The 14431-nt window shown below is 64.9% G+C and carries 13 protein-coding genes and 1 pseudogene; 6 read left to right on the top strand and 8 right to left on the bottom strand.

All coding sequences use genetic code 11. The features are described from left to right. Positions 1 to 118: 118 nt before the first annotated feature. Both ACMVY4_RS16385 and ACMVY4_RS16390 read right to left on the bottom strand, forming a co-directional pair. Positions 119 to 1804 carry a flavin-containing monooxygenase gene (locus tag ACMVY4_RS16385; RefSeq protein WP_416897064.1) on the bottom strand — a complete coding sequence of 562 codons (1686 nt, stop codon included), beginning with the start codon at positions 1802 to 1804 and terminating at the stop codon, positions 119 to 121. 175 nt (positions 1805 to 1979) lie between these two features. After that, positions 1980 to 2420: a MarR family winged helix-turn-helix transcriptional regulator gene (locus tag ACMVY4_RS16390; protein ID WP_416897065.1), complete on the bottom strand. Its 441-nt coding sequence runs from the start codon at positions 2418 to 2420 to the stop codon at positions 1980 to 1982. Positions 2421 to 2488: 68 nt separating this feature from the next. Between ACMVY4_RS16390 and hmgA the strand changes: the two genes are divergently transcribed. The 4 genes from hmgA to ACMVY4_RS16410 are packed head-to-tail and all read left to right on the top strand — an operon-like array spanning position 2489 to position 6675. Continuing rightward, on the top strand, positions 2489 to 3850 hold the full coding sequence (gene hmgA, locus ACMVY4_RS16395) for a homogentisate 1,2-dioxygenase (RefSeq protein ID WP_416897066.1): 1362 nt from the start codon (positions 2489 to 2491) through the stop codon (positions 3848 to 3850). Between the two features lie 30 nt (positions 3851 to 3880). Further along, positions 3881 to 4831, top strand: a complete 951-nt coding sequence (locus tag ACMVY4_RS16400; RefSeq protein WP_416897067.1) for an MBL fold metallo-hydrolase — start codon at positions 3881 to 3883, stop codon at positions 4829 to 4831. A gap of 21 nt (positions 4832 to 4852) precedes the next feature. Next, positions 4853 to 6469 (top strand): FAD-dependent oxidoreductase, encoded by a 1617-nt coding sequence (locus ACMVY4_RS16405; RefSeq protein WP_416897068.1) that lies wholly within the window; start codon positions 4853 to 4855, stop codon positions 6467 to 6469. A 2-nt stretch (positions 6470 to 6471) separates the two neighbouring features. Further along, entirely contained in the window at positions 6472 to 6675 is a 204-nt protein-coding gene (locus tag ACMVY4_RS16410) for a DUF2783 domain-containing protein (protein WP_416897069.1), read from the top strand. Here ACMVY4_RS16410 and ACMVY4_RS16415 read toward each other — a convergent pair. The 3 genes from ACMVY4_RS16415 to ACMVY4_RS16425 are packed head-to-tail and all read right to left on the bottom strand — an operon-like array spanning position 6672 to position 9096. Further along, a complete protein-coding gene (locus ACMVY4_RS16415; RefSeq protein ID WP_416897070.1) occupies positions 6672 to 7391 on the bottom strand; it encodes an SDR family NAD(P)-dependent oxidoreductase in 720 nt (239 codons plus the stop codon). The genes ACMVY4_RS16410 and ACMVY4_RS16415 overlap by 4 nt on opposite strands. A gap of 24 nt (positions 7392 to 7415) precedes the next feature. Next, complete coding sequence (locus tag ACMVY4_RS16420; protein WP_416897071.1) at positions 7416 to 8408, bottom strand: CmcJ/NvfI family oxidoreductase; 993 nt, start codon at positions 8406 to 8408, stop codon at positions 7416 to 7418. Between the two features lie 43 nt (positions 8409 to 8451). Next, a complete protein-coding gene (locus ACMVY4_RS16425; protein WP_416897072.1) occupies positions 8452 to 9096 on the bottom strand; it encodes a glutathione S-transferase family protein in 645 nt (214 codons plus the stop codon). A 127-nt stretch (positions 9097 to 9223) separates the two neighbouring features. On the opposite strand from ACMVY4_RS16425, the gene ACMVY4_RS16430 reads away from it, so the two are divergent. Both ACMVY4_RS16430 and ACMVY4_RS16435 read left to right on the top strand, forming a co-directional pair. Then, positions 9224 to 10186, top strand: coding sequence for a LysR family transcriptional regulator (locus tag ACMVY4_RS16430; protein WP_416897073.1), 963 nt, complete (start codon positions 9224 to 9226; stop codon positions 10184 to 10186). Positions 10187 to 10278: 92 nt separating this feature from the next. After that, positions 10279 to 11259, top strand: a complete 981-nt coding sequence (locus tag ACMVY4_RS16435) for an NADPH:quinone oxidoreductase family protein (protein ID WP_416897074.1) — start codon at positions 10279 to 10281, stop codon at positions 11257 to 11259. A 40-nt stretch (positions 11260 to 11299) separates the two neighbouring features. Here ACMVY4_RS16435 and ACMVY4_RS16440 read toward each other — a convergent pair. The 3 genes and pseudogenes from ACMVY4_RS16440 to ACMVY4_RS16450 form a co-directional block, all read right to left on the bottom strand. Beyond that, positions 11300 to 12608: pseudogene (locus ACMVY4_RS16440) on the bottom strand (TRAP transporter large permease). Further along, complete coding sequence (locus tag ACMVY4_RS16445) at positions 12605 to 13135, bottom strand: TRAP transporter small permease (RefSeq protein WP_416897075.1); 531 nt, start codon at positions 13133 to 13135, stop codon at positions 12605 to 12607. The pseudogene ACMVY4_RS16440 and the gene ACMVY4_RS16445 overlap by 4 nt, the downstream one beginning before the upstream one ends. A gap of 106 nt (positions 13136 to 13241) precedes the next feature. Further along, complete coding sequence (locus tag ACMVY4_RS16450; RefSeq protein WP_416897076.1) at positions 13242 to 14375, bottom strand: C4-dicarboxylate TRAP transporter substrate-binding protein; 1134 nt, start codon at positions 14373 to 14375, stop codon at positions 13242 to 13244. Between the last annotated feature and the right edge of the window lie 56 nt (positions 14376 to 14431).

Genomic DNA, 14431 nt, shown 5'->3' on the forward strand with positions numbered 1-14431 from the left:
GCATGAAAAAGAAAGGCGCGGTCCCTTGCGGAACCGCGCCGCTTCAGTGTTCTGGATTGTGGCACGGCTGACAGGCGGCGGGAAAGCGTTTCCCCGCGCAGTTCAGCCTGCTGCCGGATCAGTCGGCGGCGTCGCCGATCTGATGCGGCGGCACCATGCCCGAGGAGCCCGGCGAGCTCAGGACGACGCCCTCGTAGCCCTTGTCGCGAACCTCGTTGATCGTCTTCATGTATTTCGGCGTGCCGCCATTGTAGACGAAGTAGCGGATGCGTCCGGCTTCATGGCCCTCGACATTCGAGTTGTAGCCGGTGAACCAGGACTTCGCCTTCCGCATCAGCATGGTCGAATACATCTCGGCCACGTGACGGGTCCAGCGCTCCTCCGCCTCGGCTGTCGCCTCGACGCGGGTGTAGCCCTTGTCCCAGACAACCTTCAGCAGATCGGTGCACCAGTTGACGCCGTTCTCGATGCCGCGCGGGTAGTTGGTCGAGGCCGAGCCCGACTGCGGACCGGCCGGCATCAGCATGTTCGGGAAGCCGTGGACCATCATGCCGAGGTAGGTTTCCGGACCGTCGCTCCACTTCTCCCGGAGCACGAAGTCGTCGCGGCCCTGGATGTCCATGTGGTCGTAGGCGCCGGTGATGGCGTCGAAGCCCGTCGCGTAGACGATGATGTCGAAATCGAAATCCCGCTCGCTGGTCTTGATACCGTTCTCCGTAATCCGCTCGATCGGCGTCTCGGAGATGTCGATCAGCTCGACATTGTCGCGGTTGTAGGCTTCGTAGTAGAAGGTCTCCAGCGGCACGCGCTGGACGCCGAAGCCGTGATCCTTCGGGATCAGCTTCTCGGCGGTCACCGGATCCTTGACCCGCTCGCGGATCTTGCTGGCGATGAACTCCGAAATCTCGGCGTTGGCGTCCTCATGGGTGAAGATCTCGCGGAAGTTCTTCAGCCAGATGCCGAAGCCCGGCTCCTTGTAGAGCTGCTCCCACATGGCGAGACGTTCATCCCGGTCGACCTCCCAGAAGCCGCGGCGGTCCGGGTGATGCTCGAAGCCGCCCGGCGACTTGGCGCAGGCCTCGAAGATCTCGTCGTAGCGGCTGCGGATTTCCGCCATCTTCTCGTCGGTGATCTTGTAGTTGTTCAGCGGCGCGGCCCAGTTGGCGCGGCGCTGGAACACCGTCAGGCTGTCGGCTTCCTTGGCCACTTCCGGAATGATCTGGATGGCCGTGGCGCCGGTGCCGATGATGGCGACCTTCTTGCCCTTCATGTCCACGCCTTCATGCGGCCAGTAGTAGGTGTGGAAGGCCTTGCCCTTGTAGTCCTCGCGGCCCTTGATCTTCGGCAGGGTCGGCTGGGACAGCAGGCCCAGGCCCATGATCATGAAGCGGCAGGACATCGTCCGGCCATCTGAGAGGTCGAGATACCAGCGATCCTCGGACTCCTCGAAGCGCGCATGATCGACCTTGCAGTTGAACTGCATGTGCGGACGCAGGTTGAACTTGTCCGCCACGTGGTTGAGATACTTCAGGTTCTCCGGCTGCGGCGAATAGGCCTCGACCCAGTGCCACTCATTCAGAAGCTCCTTCGAGAAGGAGTAGCCGTAGGTGTAGCTCTCCGAGTCGAACCGGCAGCCCGGATAGCGGTTGTTGTACCAGGTGCCACCCAGATCGTCGCTCATCTCCACGACCACGGCGTCCACGCCCATGTCGAGCATACGGTGCAGCTGGTAGATGCCGCACACGCCGGCGCCGATGATGACGACCTCGTGTTCCTCGATCTTCTGTGCAGTTGCTGCAGACATTTCGTCCTCCCGAATCGGCGAACTCATTCCGACGAGTTCATTTCAGCTACTCGCGAGTATAACAGAATCGGGACCGAATTGCACGCCGAAACGGCGCTGAGCCCTGCCACCACGTCAACCGTGCCTTGCAGATGAGCATGCCCGACCAACGCGACCGGCCCCCGACGACATCGCGTTACCGATCCATGCGCGCAAGGTGTCGCAGACTTCGCGTCAGCCCCTGCCAGTCCCGTTCGGAGAAGCCGGCCCTCAGACGGTCATTGTGCGCCGACGCAAGGCCCCTCAGATCCTCGAACGCCCGTTGCCCCGCCACCGTAAGGCGCAATTCTTCTTGCCGCCGGTCGGCTTCAAGCCGTGCCCTGGTGAGAAAGCGCCGGCTTTCCAGCGCAGCGACGGCGCGGGATATCTTGGTCTTGTGGATCCGGGCCCGGGCCCCGATCTCTGCCGCCGTCATCGGTCCGTAGCGCCCGAGATGGAACAGGACGCGCCACTCGGTCCGCAGCATGCCATAGCGTTCCCGGTAGACCTGCTGGAACGCCAAACTCGCCTCTTCCGCCGCCTGATTGAGCAGGTAGGGCAGAAAATCCGTCAGATCGAAATCGCCGTCGTTTTCCATCAACGCCTCCCGCTTGATGGTTACAAAATCGATAGTTACAAACGCAACGATATTCGAAGGAGGCCGTGATGAACCGCCAGATTCACCCCGTGGACATGCAGCAGGCCGCGACGGGCAGCGCCGGTCAGGACGGCTACATGTCGGGCTTCGGCAACAGCTTCGAGACCGAGGTCCTGCCCGACGCCCTGCCCCGCGGCATGAACTCGCCGCAGAAGTGCAACTACGGCCTCTATGCCGAGCAGCTTTCCGGCACCCCCTTCACCGCGCCCGCGCACGAGAACCAGCGCACCTGGTGCTACCGCATCCGTCCGTCGGTGAAGCATTCGGGCCGCTACAGCCGCATCGACCTGCCTCACTGGAAGAGCGCCCCGAACGTGATCGAGGAGGTCACCAGCCTGGGCCAGTACCGCTGGGACCCGATCCCGCATGCGGACGAGGCGCTGACGTGGCTGACAGGCATGCGGACGATGACCACGGCCGGGGACGTGAACACCCAGACCGGCATGGCCGCACACATCTATCTGGTCACCGCCTCGATGACCGACGACTACTTCTTCTCCGCCGACAGCGAGATGCTGGTGGTGCCGCAGGAGGGGCGGCTGCGCTTCACGACCGAACTCGGCATCGTCGATGTCGCGCCGCAGGAGATCGCCGTCCTTCCCCGCGGTCTGCTCTACCGCGTCGAGGTGCTCGAAGGTCCCTGCCGCGGTTTCGTCTGCGAGAATTACGGACAGCCTTTCGAACTGCCGGGCCGCGGTCCCATCGGCGCGAACTGCCTGGCCAATCCCCGCGACTTCAAGGCGCCGGTCGCCGCCTTCGAGGACCGGGAGGCGTCGTCGACCGTCACCGTGAAGTGGTGCGGCCAGTTCCACAGGTGCGACATCGGCCAGAGCCCGCTGGACGTGGTGGCGTGGCACGGCAACTTCGTGCCATACAAGTACGACCTGACGACCTACTGCCCGGTGGGATCGATCCTGTTCGATCACCCCGATCCGTCGATCTTCACCGTACTGACAGCGCCGTCTGGCCATCCGGGTACGGCCAACATCGATTTCGTGCTGTTCCGGGAGCGCTGGATGGTGGCCGAGAACACGTTCCGGCCGCCCTGGTACCACAAGAACATCATGTCGGAGCTGATGGGCAACATCTACGGCCAGTACGACGCCAAACCCCACGGCTTCGTGCCCGGCGGCATGAGCCTGCACAACATGATGCTGCCGCACGGTCCAGACCGGGACGCCTTCGAGGGCGCATCGAACGCCGATCTGAAACCCATGAAGCTGGACAACACCATGAGCTTCATGTTCGAGACCCGCTTCCCGCAGCACCTGACGGAATTCGCCGCGAAGGAGGCCCCACTGCAGGACGACTACATTGACTGCTGGTCGAGCCTGGAGAAGAAATTCGACGGCACGCCCGGCGAGAAATAACACCGCCGCCGCCATTCATCGGGAGGAAACATGGCCAAGGGATTCGCGTCGCAGAACGACACTGCCGAGAAGAAGATCAGCTTCACCGAGATCGGCGATGGCCTCTGGGCCTTCACCGCCGAGGGCGATCCGAACTCGGGCGTCATCATCGGCGACGACAGCGTGATGGTGATCGAGGCGCAGGCGACGCCGCGTCTGGCGCGGAAGGTGATCGAGAAGGTCCGGGAAGTCACCGACAAGCCGATCACGCATCTGGTGCTGACCCACTATCACGCCGTCCGGGTGCTGGGCGCCTCGGCCTACGGCGCCAACGAGATCATCATGTCCGACAAGGCGCGTTCCATGGTGGCGGAACGCGGCAAGGAGGACTGGGACAGCGAATTCTTCCGCATGCCGCGCCTGTTCGAGGGCCATGAGGAGATCCCCGGCCTGACCTGGCCGACCACGACATTCAACGGCAAGATGTCCGTCTTCCTCGGCAAGCGCCGGGTCGATCTCTACCAGGTCGGCCGCGCCCATACAGCCGGCGACATCGTCGTCCACGTGCCCGACCGGAACGTCCTCTTCACCGGTGACATCGTCGAGTATCACTCGGCCTGCTATTGCGGCGACGGGCATTTCAACGACTGGCCGGGCACGCTGGAAGCCGTCCGGGCCTTCGGGGCCACGGCCATCGTGCCGGGCCGCGGCAACGCGCTGATCGGCAATGCCAAGGTCAACGATGCGCTGGATTCCACTGCCGATTTCCTCCGCTCGACATTCGAGCCGGTCCGGCAGGTCGCTTTCCGGGGCGGCAGCCTGAAGGAGGCCTACGAGGCCGTCCGCGAAGCCTGCGATCCCAAGTTTGCGAATTACGCGATCTACGAGCACTGCCTGCCGTTCAATGTCGCCCGCGCCTATGACGAATGTCAGGGCATCGACACGCCGCGTATCTGGACCGCCGAGCGCGACAAGGAGATGTGGGAACAGCTGAGCGACTGACCGCATCGGGGAGAACCGGCCATGTTCCACGACCGCTACACGCTGGCGTTCAAGACCTATCCCTACGCCCGCTCCGCCGATCAGGACAGCGCTGTGCCGGTCAGGCATTCCGTCGTCATCGTCGGCGGCGGGCCCATCGGCATTGCTACCGCGCTGGACCTGGGCCTGAAGGGGGTCGAGGTGCTGGTGCTGGACGATCACGAGGGCGTCGGCATGGGCTCCCGCGCCATCTGTTTCGCCAAACGCAGTCTCGAGATCGCCGACCGGCTCGGCTGCGGCGAGGCCCTCATGGACAAGGGCGTGGTCTGGAACACGGGCAAGGTCTTCTATCAGGAACGCAAGGTCTTCGAGTTCAACCTGCAGCCCGAGCAGGGCCACAAGTACCCCGCCTTCATCAACCTGCAGCAGCCCTATTTCGAGAAGTACATGATGGAGCGCTTCCGCCAGGCACAGGCGGATGGCGTCCCGGTCGAGGTGCGCGGGCGGAACCGGGTCAAGGCGGTCGAAGTCCGGGACGATCATGTCGAGGTCACGGTCGAGACGCCGGAGGGGTCCTACACCGTGCTGGCCGACTGGCTGATCGCCTGCGACGGCGCCGGCTCGCCGGTGCGCGGCATCCTGGGTCTGGGCTTCGAGGGCCGCGTCTTCGAGGACAGCTTCCTGATCGCCGACGTGAAGATGACCGCCCCGTTCCCCACCGAGCGCTGGTTCTGGTTCGACCCGCCGTTCAAGTCCGGCGCGTCGGCCCTGCTGCACAAGCAGCCCGACGATGTCTGGCGGCTGGATTTCCAGATCGGCTGGAACGTGGATCGCAAGGAAGAGCTGAAGGAAGAGAACGTCCGCGCCCGCGTCGACCAGATGCTGGGTCCGGAGATCGACTACGAACTGGTCTGGACCTCGATCTACACCTTCCAGTGCCGCCGCATGGAGAAGTTCCGCCACGGTCGGGTCCTGTTTGCCGGCGATTCGGCGCACCAGGTTTCGCCCTTTGGCGCGCGCGGGGCGAATTCCGGCCTGCAGGATGCCGAGAACCTGGCCTGGAAGCTGGCGCTGGTGATCGACGGCAAGGCGCCCGACAGCCTGCTGGACAGCTATGATGCCGAGCGCCGTCACGGCGCCGACGAGAACGTCCTGAACTCCACCCGTTCGACCGACTTCATCACGCCGAAGTCTGCGGTCAGCAAGCTGTTCCGCAACGCGGTCCTCGACCTCAGCGAGCATTACCCCTTCGCCCGTCCGCTGGTGAACTCGGGACGTCTCTCCGTCCCCTGCATCTATGACGGCTCGGCGCTGAACGGCTCCGACGCACTGGCCGGTGGACCGGCCCGGACCCGGCCCGGCAGCCCCTGCCCCGATGCGCCGCTCGATGGCGGTTTCCTGATCGAGAAGCTCGGCGGCGGCTTCCAGCTTCTCACCATCGATGCGCATGCGCCGGAGCGTCTGAAAGAAGATGGCATCGTGGCCGAACGGCTGGCGCTCAAGGCCGCCGGCAACAAGGCCCTTCATGAACGCTATCTCGGTGAGGCAAAGGCGGCCGTCTACCTGCTGCGGCCGGACCAGCATGTCGCCGCCCGTTGGGACCGCTTCGACGAGGTGGCGATCCGCGAAGCCATACGCACCGCGACCGGAAGGGCCTGAGCATGAGCCCGATCAATCTCGATCCCAACCTCGAACGGCCCGACGATTTCTACGAGGCCCTGATCGGCGCCCATGACGGCCTCGACGAGGCCGAGAGCCAAGCGCTCAATGCCCGGCTGGTGCTGATCCTCGCAAACCACATCGGCGCGCAGGACGTGCTGCTTTCCGCGCTGAAGGCCGCAAGGGAACCCGGCAGGAAAGCCTAGGCGGAGATGTCTGCGCGGCAGTTGACCACCAGTTCCGCGACCGACGCCGTGTTGGACAGGCACATCACCGTCCGCACCAGCTCCGCCAGATCCTCGGCGCTGGTCATGTCGCTCATCGGCGTGCTCTCGACCTTGCTGGTCAGATCCGTCGCGACATAGCCGGGACAGAGCGCCGTGCAGCGCACGCCATCGGCAAAGCCCGCATGCCGCGTCGCGTGCGACAGCGCCACGGCTGCAAACTTGGTCATCGAATAGCCGACGCCGCCGTCATAGACGAACTTGCCCGCCAGCGAGGCCACGTTGATCACGCGGCCCGACCCCGATTTCCTGAGGCTTGGCAATGCGAGACGCGTCATGGAAAGCGGGCCCTTCACATTGATCGCCCACATGCGGTCCAGCGCTTCCTCGTTGTCTTCCGGATCATCCACGGAGACGGCGTCCCAGATGCCGGCATTGTTCACCAGCCCGTCGATCCTGCCGAACTTGGCCAGCGTGCCGTTGACCCAGGCGCCATGGGTGGTCTTGTCCTCGGCGACATAGCGGGCGGTGAACACCCGGTCATCGTCCAGCCCGGCGAGAAAAGGTTCCAGCATCTCCGGTCGCCTGCAGGCCAGGCTGAGGTCGAATCCGGCGTCGTAGAGACTGCCGGCAATCGCCTTGCCAATGCCGCGATTGGCGCCGGAAATCATCACGACGCGGCCTTCAGGGGAGATCATGGGCGCTCCAATCGATCGGCAGGGTCAGTAGATCACCGCGCAGCGGACTTCCATGCTCCAGCGGTCCGGGGCGTCATCGCGCATGGCCGGGTCCTCGAAAGCGCTGTGGAAGCTGAAGGTGCAGGGCGATTGCGGATCGGCGCCGTCCGACCGCGCGCCGTCGGAACGCGCCATCTCGCCGGCGCTGTCCCACTGCTTGATCAGCAGCGCCTCGTCGCGCTTCATCTCCGGATAGAAGAACCAGGCGTGACCGTCGGCATGCTTGGCGAAATAGTTCTCGCCCACGCGGTCGGCGTAGTGGATCTCGAAGACGACCAGATCCTCCGGCACCACCTTCGCAGCGTCGCAGAGCGCCAGCGGATTCACCTCTACCGGGTCCTCGACAATGTTCCGCCAGAGGTTGATGATGGCGAAACGGCCGCTTTCGATCGCGGCCTCGACTTCCTCTGCATCCAGCAGGCTTTCGCCCTCCTTCAGCAGCGGACGCACCGTGTCGTTGGTTCCCGGCGGCTTCGCCAGCTGCCGCAACCGGGCAGGCGCGCTGGTCAGCGTGTAGTCGCCGTGCACGACATGCGCAGGTCCCTGCACCTGCTGCCCGCCATCGATACGCTTCCTGCTCTTCTTGCCGCTGGCCGAGCGGATGTTGTGATCGAACGCCTTCACCGTGCGGGCGCCGGTCGCCGCCCGGACCACCTCGGCGCAGGCCGGATAGTAGTCGCGCAGAACCTGATCGTTGTTGAAGAAGTCGAGCCGTCCTGCATCGACCGGACGGTGCAGCAGTTCGAAGCCGTTGCGCTCAAGCGTCGGCGCGCGGCCGCCGGAGAAGCCGCGCGCATCCGTCACCTTCATGTCGCACTTCACCAGATCGACGCCCTGCCAGCTCGCATCGCTGCCGTCCGCATCGCGCCGGGTCAGAACCTTGCCGTTGCGGTGAAGCGAACTCTGAGACGCCGCGGACATGTAATTGAACACACCCGTGCGGGCCGACTGACCCAGATCTTCCGACAATACACTCACGATACCGTTCCTGTTCGACTGCTATGGCCGGCCCGGCTTCGGCCTATGCCGCCTCGGGCAGCTTGAAGCCTTCCTCGACATGGGTTGCCTTCCACCAGGGCGCGGCCTCCACGTTCCGGGTCATCCATCGCACGATGTTGCGGTGGTTATCCAGCGGCAGCTTCTGCCAGCCGTGGAGATGCATCGGCGACGCGACCACGACATCGGCAATGGTCGGGCTGTCGCCGCAGATCCAGGTGCTGGTGGCCAGACGGTTGTCCAGAATCCCGGCCAGCTTGTGGAAATTCTCGGCCTCGCCTTCGAGAACGGCAGGATCGGTCTCCGCGCCGAGCAGCGGCTTGACGCAGTTCTCGACGAGATAGACGTAGCAGCTCGGAAACCACGAACCGCACTCCCAGAGCAGCCAGCGATTGATATCGGCGCGGGTCTTGAGGTCGGTCGGATAGGCGCCGGCATTGCCGGCCTTGTCGGCGGCATACTGCAGGATGGCGTTCGATTCCCAGAGCACGAGGTCGCCGTCACGCATGGCGGGGATCGAGGCATTCGGGTTGATCGCCACGTATTCCGGGCTCTTCTGTTCGCCCTGGAAGTAGTCGACCTTGGTCAACGTGTAGTCCGAGCCGATCATCTTCAGCCCGGCCAGAACCTTGCGGCAGTTCACCGTGATCGGGTCCGCGAGAATCTCCATCATTTCCTCCCTGAAGGAAAATGTACGCCCCGGTCACCGCGATCGGGACGGCTCTGTTCTTTGTTATTGGAGCAGTGTGCCGGACCCCCTACTATCGGTCCAACAGATGGTCGCGATGGATTTCACAATGAAGCGCGATAATGACCGCTGGGATATCCGACTGCTCTTCGCATTCGAGGCGATGGCCAACGAGCGCAACGTCACGCGGGCTGCGGAGCGCCTTGGGCTGACCCAGCAGGGCATGAGCGGCCAGCTCGCGCGTCTGAGAGAGCTGTTCGGCGATCCGCTGTTCGTGCGCACCCGGAACGGCATGGTACCGACGCCGCGCGCCGAGGAGCTCGTGCCGGTGGTCTCGGCGACGCTGTCGAACATCTCACGCCTGCTTTCGGCAGAACGGTTCGATCCGTCGGGCTTCGAAGGCACGGCCAGGATCGCGGCGAGCGACTATGCGGCCGCCCTGATCCTGCCGCCCCTGCTTCGCCGCATCCAGGTTGAAGCGCCGGGGATGCGTCTGGAGATCCGGCCCGTCGACGCCGGATCGCTGGAGGCCGACATGCGGGAGGCCCGGCTCGACCTCGCCCTGACCGTGCCGCAGTTCTCCTTCCCCGGCCTTCATTCGATGCACCTCTTCGACGAGCGCTATGTCGGCGTGGCGCGGCGCGGCCATCCGATGCTCAACGGCGGCCCGGTATCGCTGGACGATTTCTGCGCGTACGAGCATCTGCTGGTCTCGCCGTTTCGCGGCGATGCGGTCGGACCGACCGACGAGGCGCTGGCGCGCCTCAACCGGAGCCGGCGCATCGGCGTCGTGGTGCCGGGCTTCTCCGTCGTCGGACTGCTGCTGGAACAGACCGACCTGATCGCGCTCATGCCGATGCGCCTGATCCAGAACATGCGTCGCGATCTCGAGACCTTCAGACCACCGGTGGCCGTCGAAGGCTTCCGGCTCAACGCCTACTGGCCGCCGCGATTGAACGAGGACCCGCCGCATCGCTGGCTCCGCGAGGCGATCCGCGCCGCCGCAGCCGACTGCACCGCCCCTGACGACGTGCTGAGGGATCACCACCGCACGGGAACCGGCCACGCGTAACGCTTGCCGCAGACCTTCCGAATTCGGGAACCCGGCGGCCTGTCCCGCCCCCTATCATCGACCTGCGCTGGAGATGAGGGAGGACGCGAACGATGAGAGCCTGGCAGGTTGCAGAGAAGGGCCATCCATCCACGTCGTTGCGGCTGGTCGACATCCAGCCACCGGAGCCCGGCCCCGGTGAAGCGCTGATCCGAGCCCGCGCCGGCACGATCAATTTCGCCGACATACTGCTCTGCCAGGGGATCTATCAGGACCGCCCGCCCCTGCCGTTCGTCCCAGGCTTGGAGACCTCCGGCGTGGTCGAGGCATGCGGTCCCGGCGTGGAACTGGAAATCGGCGCTCATGTCGGCGCGATGTCGGCGCTGCCCGCCGGCGGTTTCGCCGAATACGCCCTCATCCGCGCCGGCGCGGCGCTGGTGTTTCCGAAGGACATTCCGTTTCCCGATCTCACATTGCTCTACTCGACCTACCAGACCTCCCATGTGGCCCTGTTCCACCGTGGCGGACTGCGGGAGGGCGAGTGGCTGCTGGTCCTCGCCGGCGCGTCGGGGGTCGGGTCGGCTGCAATCCAGCTCGGCCGCGCCGTCGGCGCCAGGGTCATCGCCGCGGCCGGCTCGGCGGAGAAGCTGGCGTTCTGCAAGGCCCAGGGCGCCGATCACGTGGTCGACTACACCGCCGACGATGCCGGCGCCGAGATCAAGCGCATCACCGGGGGCCGCGGTGTCGACGTCGTCTTCGATCCTGTCGGTGGCGCCATCGCCGAAACCGCCCGGCGCAGTCTCGCCTGGGAAGGGCGCTATCTGGTGATCGGATTCGCCGGCGGCGACATTCCGCAGTTCCCGGCCAACCATGTGCTGGTGAAGAACTACAGCGTGGTCGGCGTCCACTGGGGCGTCTACCACCAGCACCGCCGCGACGTGATCGAGACGGCCCACGAGGACATTCTCCGGCGCTACGCCGCCGGCGAGATCAGACCGGCCATCGCCCGGACGCTGACGCTGGACGGAATCCCCGAAGCCCTGGAGGCGCTGGAAGCACGCAGCGTGGCGGGCCGGCTCGTCGTCACGCCGTGACGAGAGATGCGCCGGCCCGGACCGCCCTCGCCCCCGCTCGCTAGTAGAGCAGTTCAGGCAGCAGCAGGCTGATCTCCGGGAAGGCGATCAGCAGCGCCAGGGTGATGATGTCGGCGACCACGAACCAGAGGATGCCCTTGAAGATCACCTCGGTCTTGATGGCGTCGCCGACAATGCCCTTGATGACGAAGACGTTCAGCCCGACCGGCGGCGTGATCAGCCCGATCTCCAGATACTTCACGATCAGGATGCCGAACCAGATCAGATCGATACGGAGCGATTCCACCACCGGCAGGAAGATCGGCAGCGTCAACAGCATGATCCCGAGTGGATCGAGGAACATGCCCAGGACCAGATAGACGGCCGAGATGCCGATGATCAGCGCAAGCTGGCTGATGCCCTCGGCCAGCACGACCTCGGCGAGGAAATCCGATACCCCGGCGAAGGCCAGGAAGCGGGTCAGCAGGTTGGCGCCGATGGCGATGATGAAGATGGCTGCCGTGCTCTGCATCGCTTCTGTCGTGGCGTCCTTTAGACGTCCCCAGGTCAGCCCGCCCTTCAGGAAGGCGATGACGATGGAGAGCGCCGCGCCAACGGCGCCGGCCTCCGTCGGGGTGAAGATGCCCCCGAAAAGGCCGCCGAAGACGCCGATCACCAGCAGGATCACCGGCCACGTGTCGTAGAAGGCGGCGAAGCGGTCGCGCCATGAGACCTCTTCGTGTACCGACGGCGCCAGCGACGGCGTGAGCTTCACCCGGATGAGGATCATCAGGCCGAACATCACCGCCGTGAGGATGCCGGGCAGGAATCCGCCGACGAACAGCTTGCCGATCGGCACCTCGGCGAAGATGCCGAAGATCAGCAGAAGGATGGATGGCGGAATCAGGGAACCGATGGTGCCCGCCGCGGCGACCGAGCCGGCGGCCAGCCCCTTGTCGTAGTTGGATCGCAGCATCTCCGGCACAGCGATCCGCCCCATGGCCGCGGCGCAGGCGACGCTGGAACCGGTCACGGCCGAGAAGCCGGCCAGCGCCGCCGACGGAGGCGATGGCGAGCCCGCCGGGCAGCGCCGACAGCCAGAGCCGGGCGAGCCGGAACAGCCCTTCGGTCAGGTTGGCGTGGTAGCAGACATAGCCCATCAGCAGGAACATCGGGACCGAACTGAGCGTCCAGTGCGCCACCAGTTCGTAGGGCACCGCGGTAACGATGCCGAGCATCGGCTTGAGGCCGAGCAGGACATAGATGCCGACCAGCGAAACGCCGCCGAGGGCGATTCCGACCGGCACACGGGCCAGGAGCAGGGCGATGAGGACGGCGAGACCGACGCCGCCGATCTGGAGATCCGTCATTTCGCGACGTCCATTTCGATCAATTCATTTCCCTCATCGGCAAGGCGTCCGACGCCGCGGAGCAGCATCACTGCCTTCCAAAGCAGGACTAGCGTCAGAAGTCCGCAGCCGAGCGGTACGAAAAAGCGGGTCTGCCACACCTCCAGCGGCACGGTGCCGTAGAGGTACTCGCCGATCTCGAACTTGTTCACGGCGTCGTGCCATGTCCGGGCCGTCACGATCGAGAAGTAGACGACGCCGAGCAGCGAAACGGAGGCAATCAGGATGCGTCGCGCTCGGTCGCCGAGATACTGGGACACGATCTCCACCGAGATGTGGCCGTTCCTGAGCTCGACGGCGGCCAGCGGAAAGAAGACCACCGCGACCATGTAATAGTGGGCGGTCATCTCGATGGTCACCGGCAAGGGCGTGTCGAACAGCGTCTTGCCTGCGACGTCGATAGTGACGTGCAGCAGCATGGCGAACATGCCGACCATGCCGATGAGCCCGAAGAACCGGGCCAGCAGGCGTATCAGCTTCTCGATCATGTGGTCGTGTCTCCCCTTGCCGGCAGGCGTCCGGACAGGCCGCCTGCATCGGCGGCCTGTCCGTCACGGCCGGTCCGTCCTGATTGCCCGGCTTTCGCCGTGCCGTTTATTTCCCGTAGGTCGAGACGTCGATCTTCGAGATCACGTCGGTCTTGAAGCGGGCGCGCATTGCGTCCACGTCGCCGCCGACTTCCTCGTAGATCGCGGTCCACTTGTCGACCAGCGCGCTCATCTGCTCGATCAGCGGCTCCGGATTGGCGACGCCGCGGGTCTCCTTGCCCTTGGTGATCAGGCCCTTCTTCTCGTTGGCGACATAGTCGGCGCGGATGGCCTTGAAGGCGTCGGAGATTTCCTGCACCCGGATACCCTTGTCCTGGCTCTCCTTCAGGGCCTCGTTGTCGGTGCGGATGTAACCGGCGGCGATGCCGAAATTGGCGTCGGAGGCGGCTTCCAGCACGATGCGGCGCTGATCGTCGGTCAGGTCCGACCAGCTGTCGGGGTTGAAGGCGAAGGTGTTGATCGCCCGGTAGGCGCCGACATTCACCAGCAGCACGTCCTTGGTCATGTCCCACAGACCATAGGTCTTCAGCGACGCAGCGACGTGGAAGGAAGCATCGACGACACCGCGGCTCATGGCCTCGTACTGCTCGGATGACGGAACGTTCACCGGGGTCGCGCCGACGGCGTTGACGAAGTTGTCCCAGGCCGCGCCGGCGGAGCGGATCTTCAGGCCTTTGATGTCATCGGGGCTGTCGATCATCTTGGTCGACATGATCACCATCGGCGGCACGGCGTAGGTGCCGGTATAGACGTTGCCGCGCTGCTTGTACTCGACCAGGCAGGGCTCGCACTGGGTCATGATCAGCTCGGTCGTCGCCGCGGTGACGATCACGGCGTTGGTGCCGATGGCCGCCATGTCGTTGATGAAGGCGGTGTGCGGGAACTCCGCCGGATGGTAGCCGACGATAACGTAGCCCAGATCGACGACGCCGTCGCGAATGCCCTCCGATGCGGCCTTCGGACCCAGCAGCGATCCGCCGAGGAACAGCTTCACGGTGACTTCGCCGGCCGTGGCGGCCTTCACCTGTTCGGCAAAGGGTTCCCAGCCGTCGGCGACGGTGTTGTTCTTCGGCGGCAGATGGACGCTGGCCTTCAGCTCCTTCGCCGATGCGGCGGCTGACATGCCGGCCACAAGTCCGGCAGCGATCAGTGCGCTGCAGGCTGTTCTGATGATGCTCATGTCGATACTCCCCTGTTCGACGTGAACGCGCCAGGCGACATGCCCGACGCGGGTGG

This window comes from Minwuia sp., assembly GCF_048007105.1.
In the GTDB taxonomy this organism is placed as follows: Bacteria; Pseudomonadota; Alphaproteobacteria; order Minwuiales; family Minwuiaceae; genus Minwuia.

Bases quoted from the DNA above. Each gene is read 5' to 3' on its own strand.
- ACMVY4_RS16385 (WP_416897064.1), bottom strand. From the start codon at position 1,804: ATGTCTGCAGCAACTGCACAGAAGATCGAGGAACACGAGGTCGTCATC.
- ACMVY4_RS16390 (WP_416897065.1), bottom strand. From the start codon at position 2,420: ATGGAAAACGACGGCGATTTCGATCTGACGGATTTTCTGCCCTACCTG.
- hmgA (WP_416897066.1), top strand. From the start codon at position 2,489: ATGAACCGCCAGATTCACCCCGTGGACATGCAGCAGGCCGCGACGGGC.
- ACMVY4_RS16400 (WP_416897067.1), top strand. From the start codon at position 3,881: ATGGCCAAGGGATTCGCGTCGCAGAACGACACTGCCGAGAAGAAGATC.
- ACMVY4_RS16405 (WP_416897068.1), top strand. From the start codon at position 4,853: ATGTTCCACGACCGCTACACGCTGGCGTTCAAGACCTATCCCTACGCC.
- ACMVY4_RS16410 (WP_416897069.1), top strand. From the start codon at position 6,472: ATGAGCCCGATCAATCTCGATCCCAACCTCGAACGGCCCGACGATTTC.
- ACMVY4_RS16415 (WP_416897070.1), bottom strand. From the start codon at position 7,391: ATGATCTCCCCTGAAGGCCGCGTCGTGATGATTTCCGGCGCCAATCGC.
- ACMVY4_RS16425 (WP_416897072.1), bottom strand. From the start codon at position 9,096: ATGGAGATTCTCGCGGACCCGATCACGGTGAACTGCCGCAAGGTTCTG.
- ACMVY4_RS16430 (WP_416897073.1), top strand. From the start codon at position 9,224: ATGAAGCGCGATAATGACCGCTGGGATATCCGACTGCTCTTCGCATTC.
- ACMVY4_RS16435 (WP_416897074.1), top strand. From the start codon at position 10,279: ATGAGAGCCTGGCAGGTTGCAGAGAAGGGCCATCCATCCACGTCGTTG.
- ACMVY4_RS16445 (WP_416897075.1), bottom strand. From the start codon at position 13,135: ATGATCGAGAAGCTGATACGCCTGCTGGCCCGGTTCTTCGGGCTCATC.
- ACMVY4_RS16450 (WP_416897076.1), bottom strand. From the start codon at position 14,375: ATGAGCATCATCAGAACAGCCTGCAGCGCACTGATCGCTGCCGGACTT.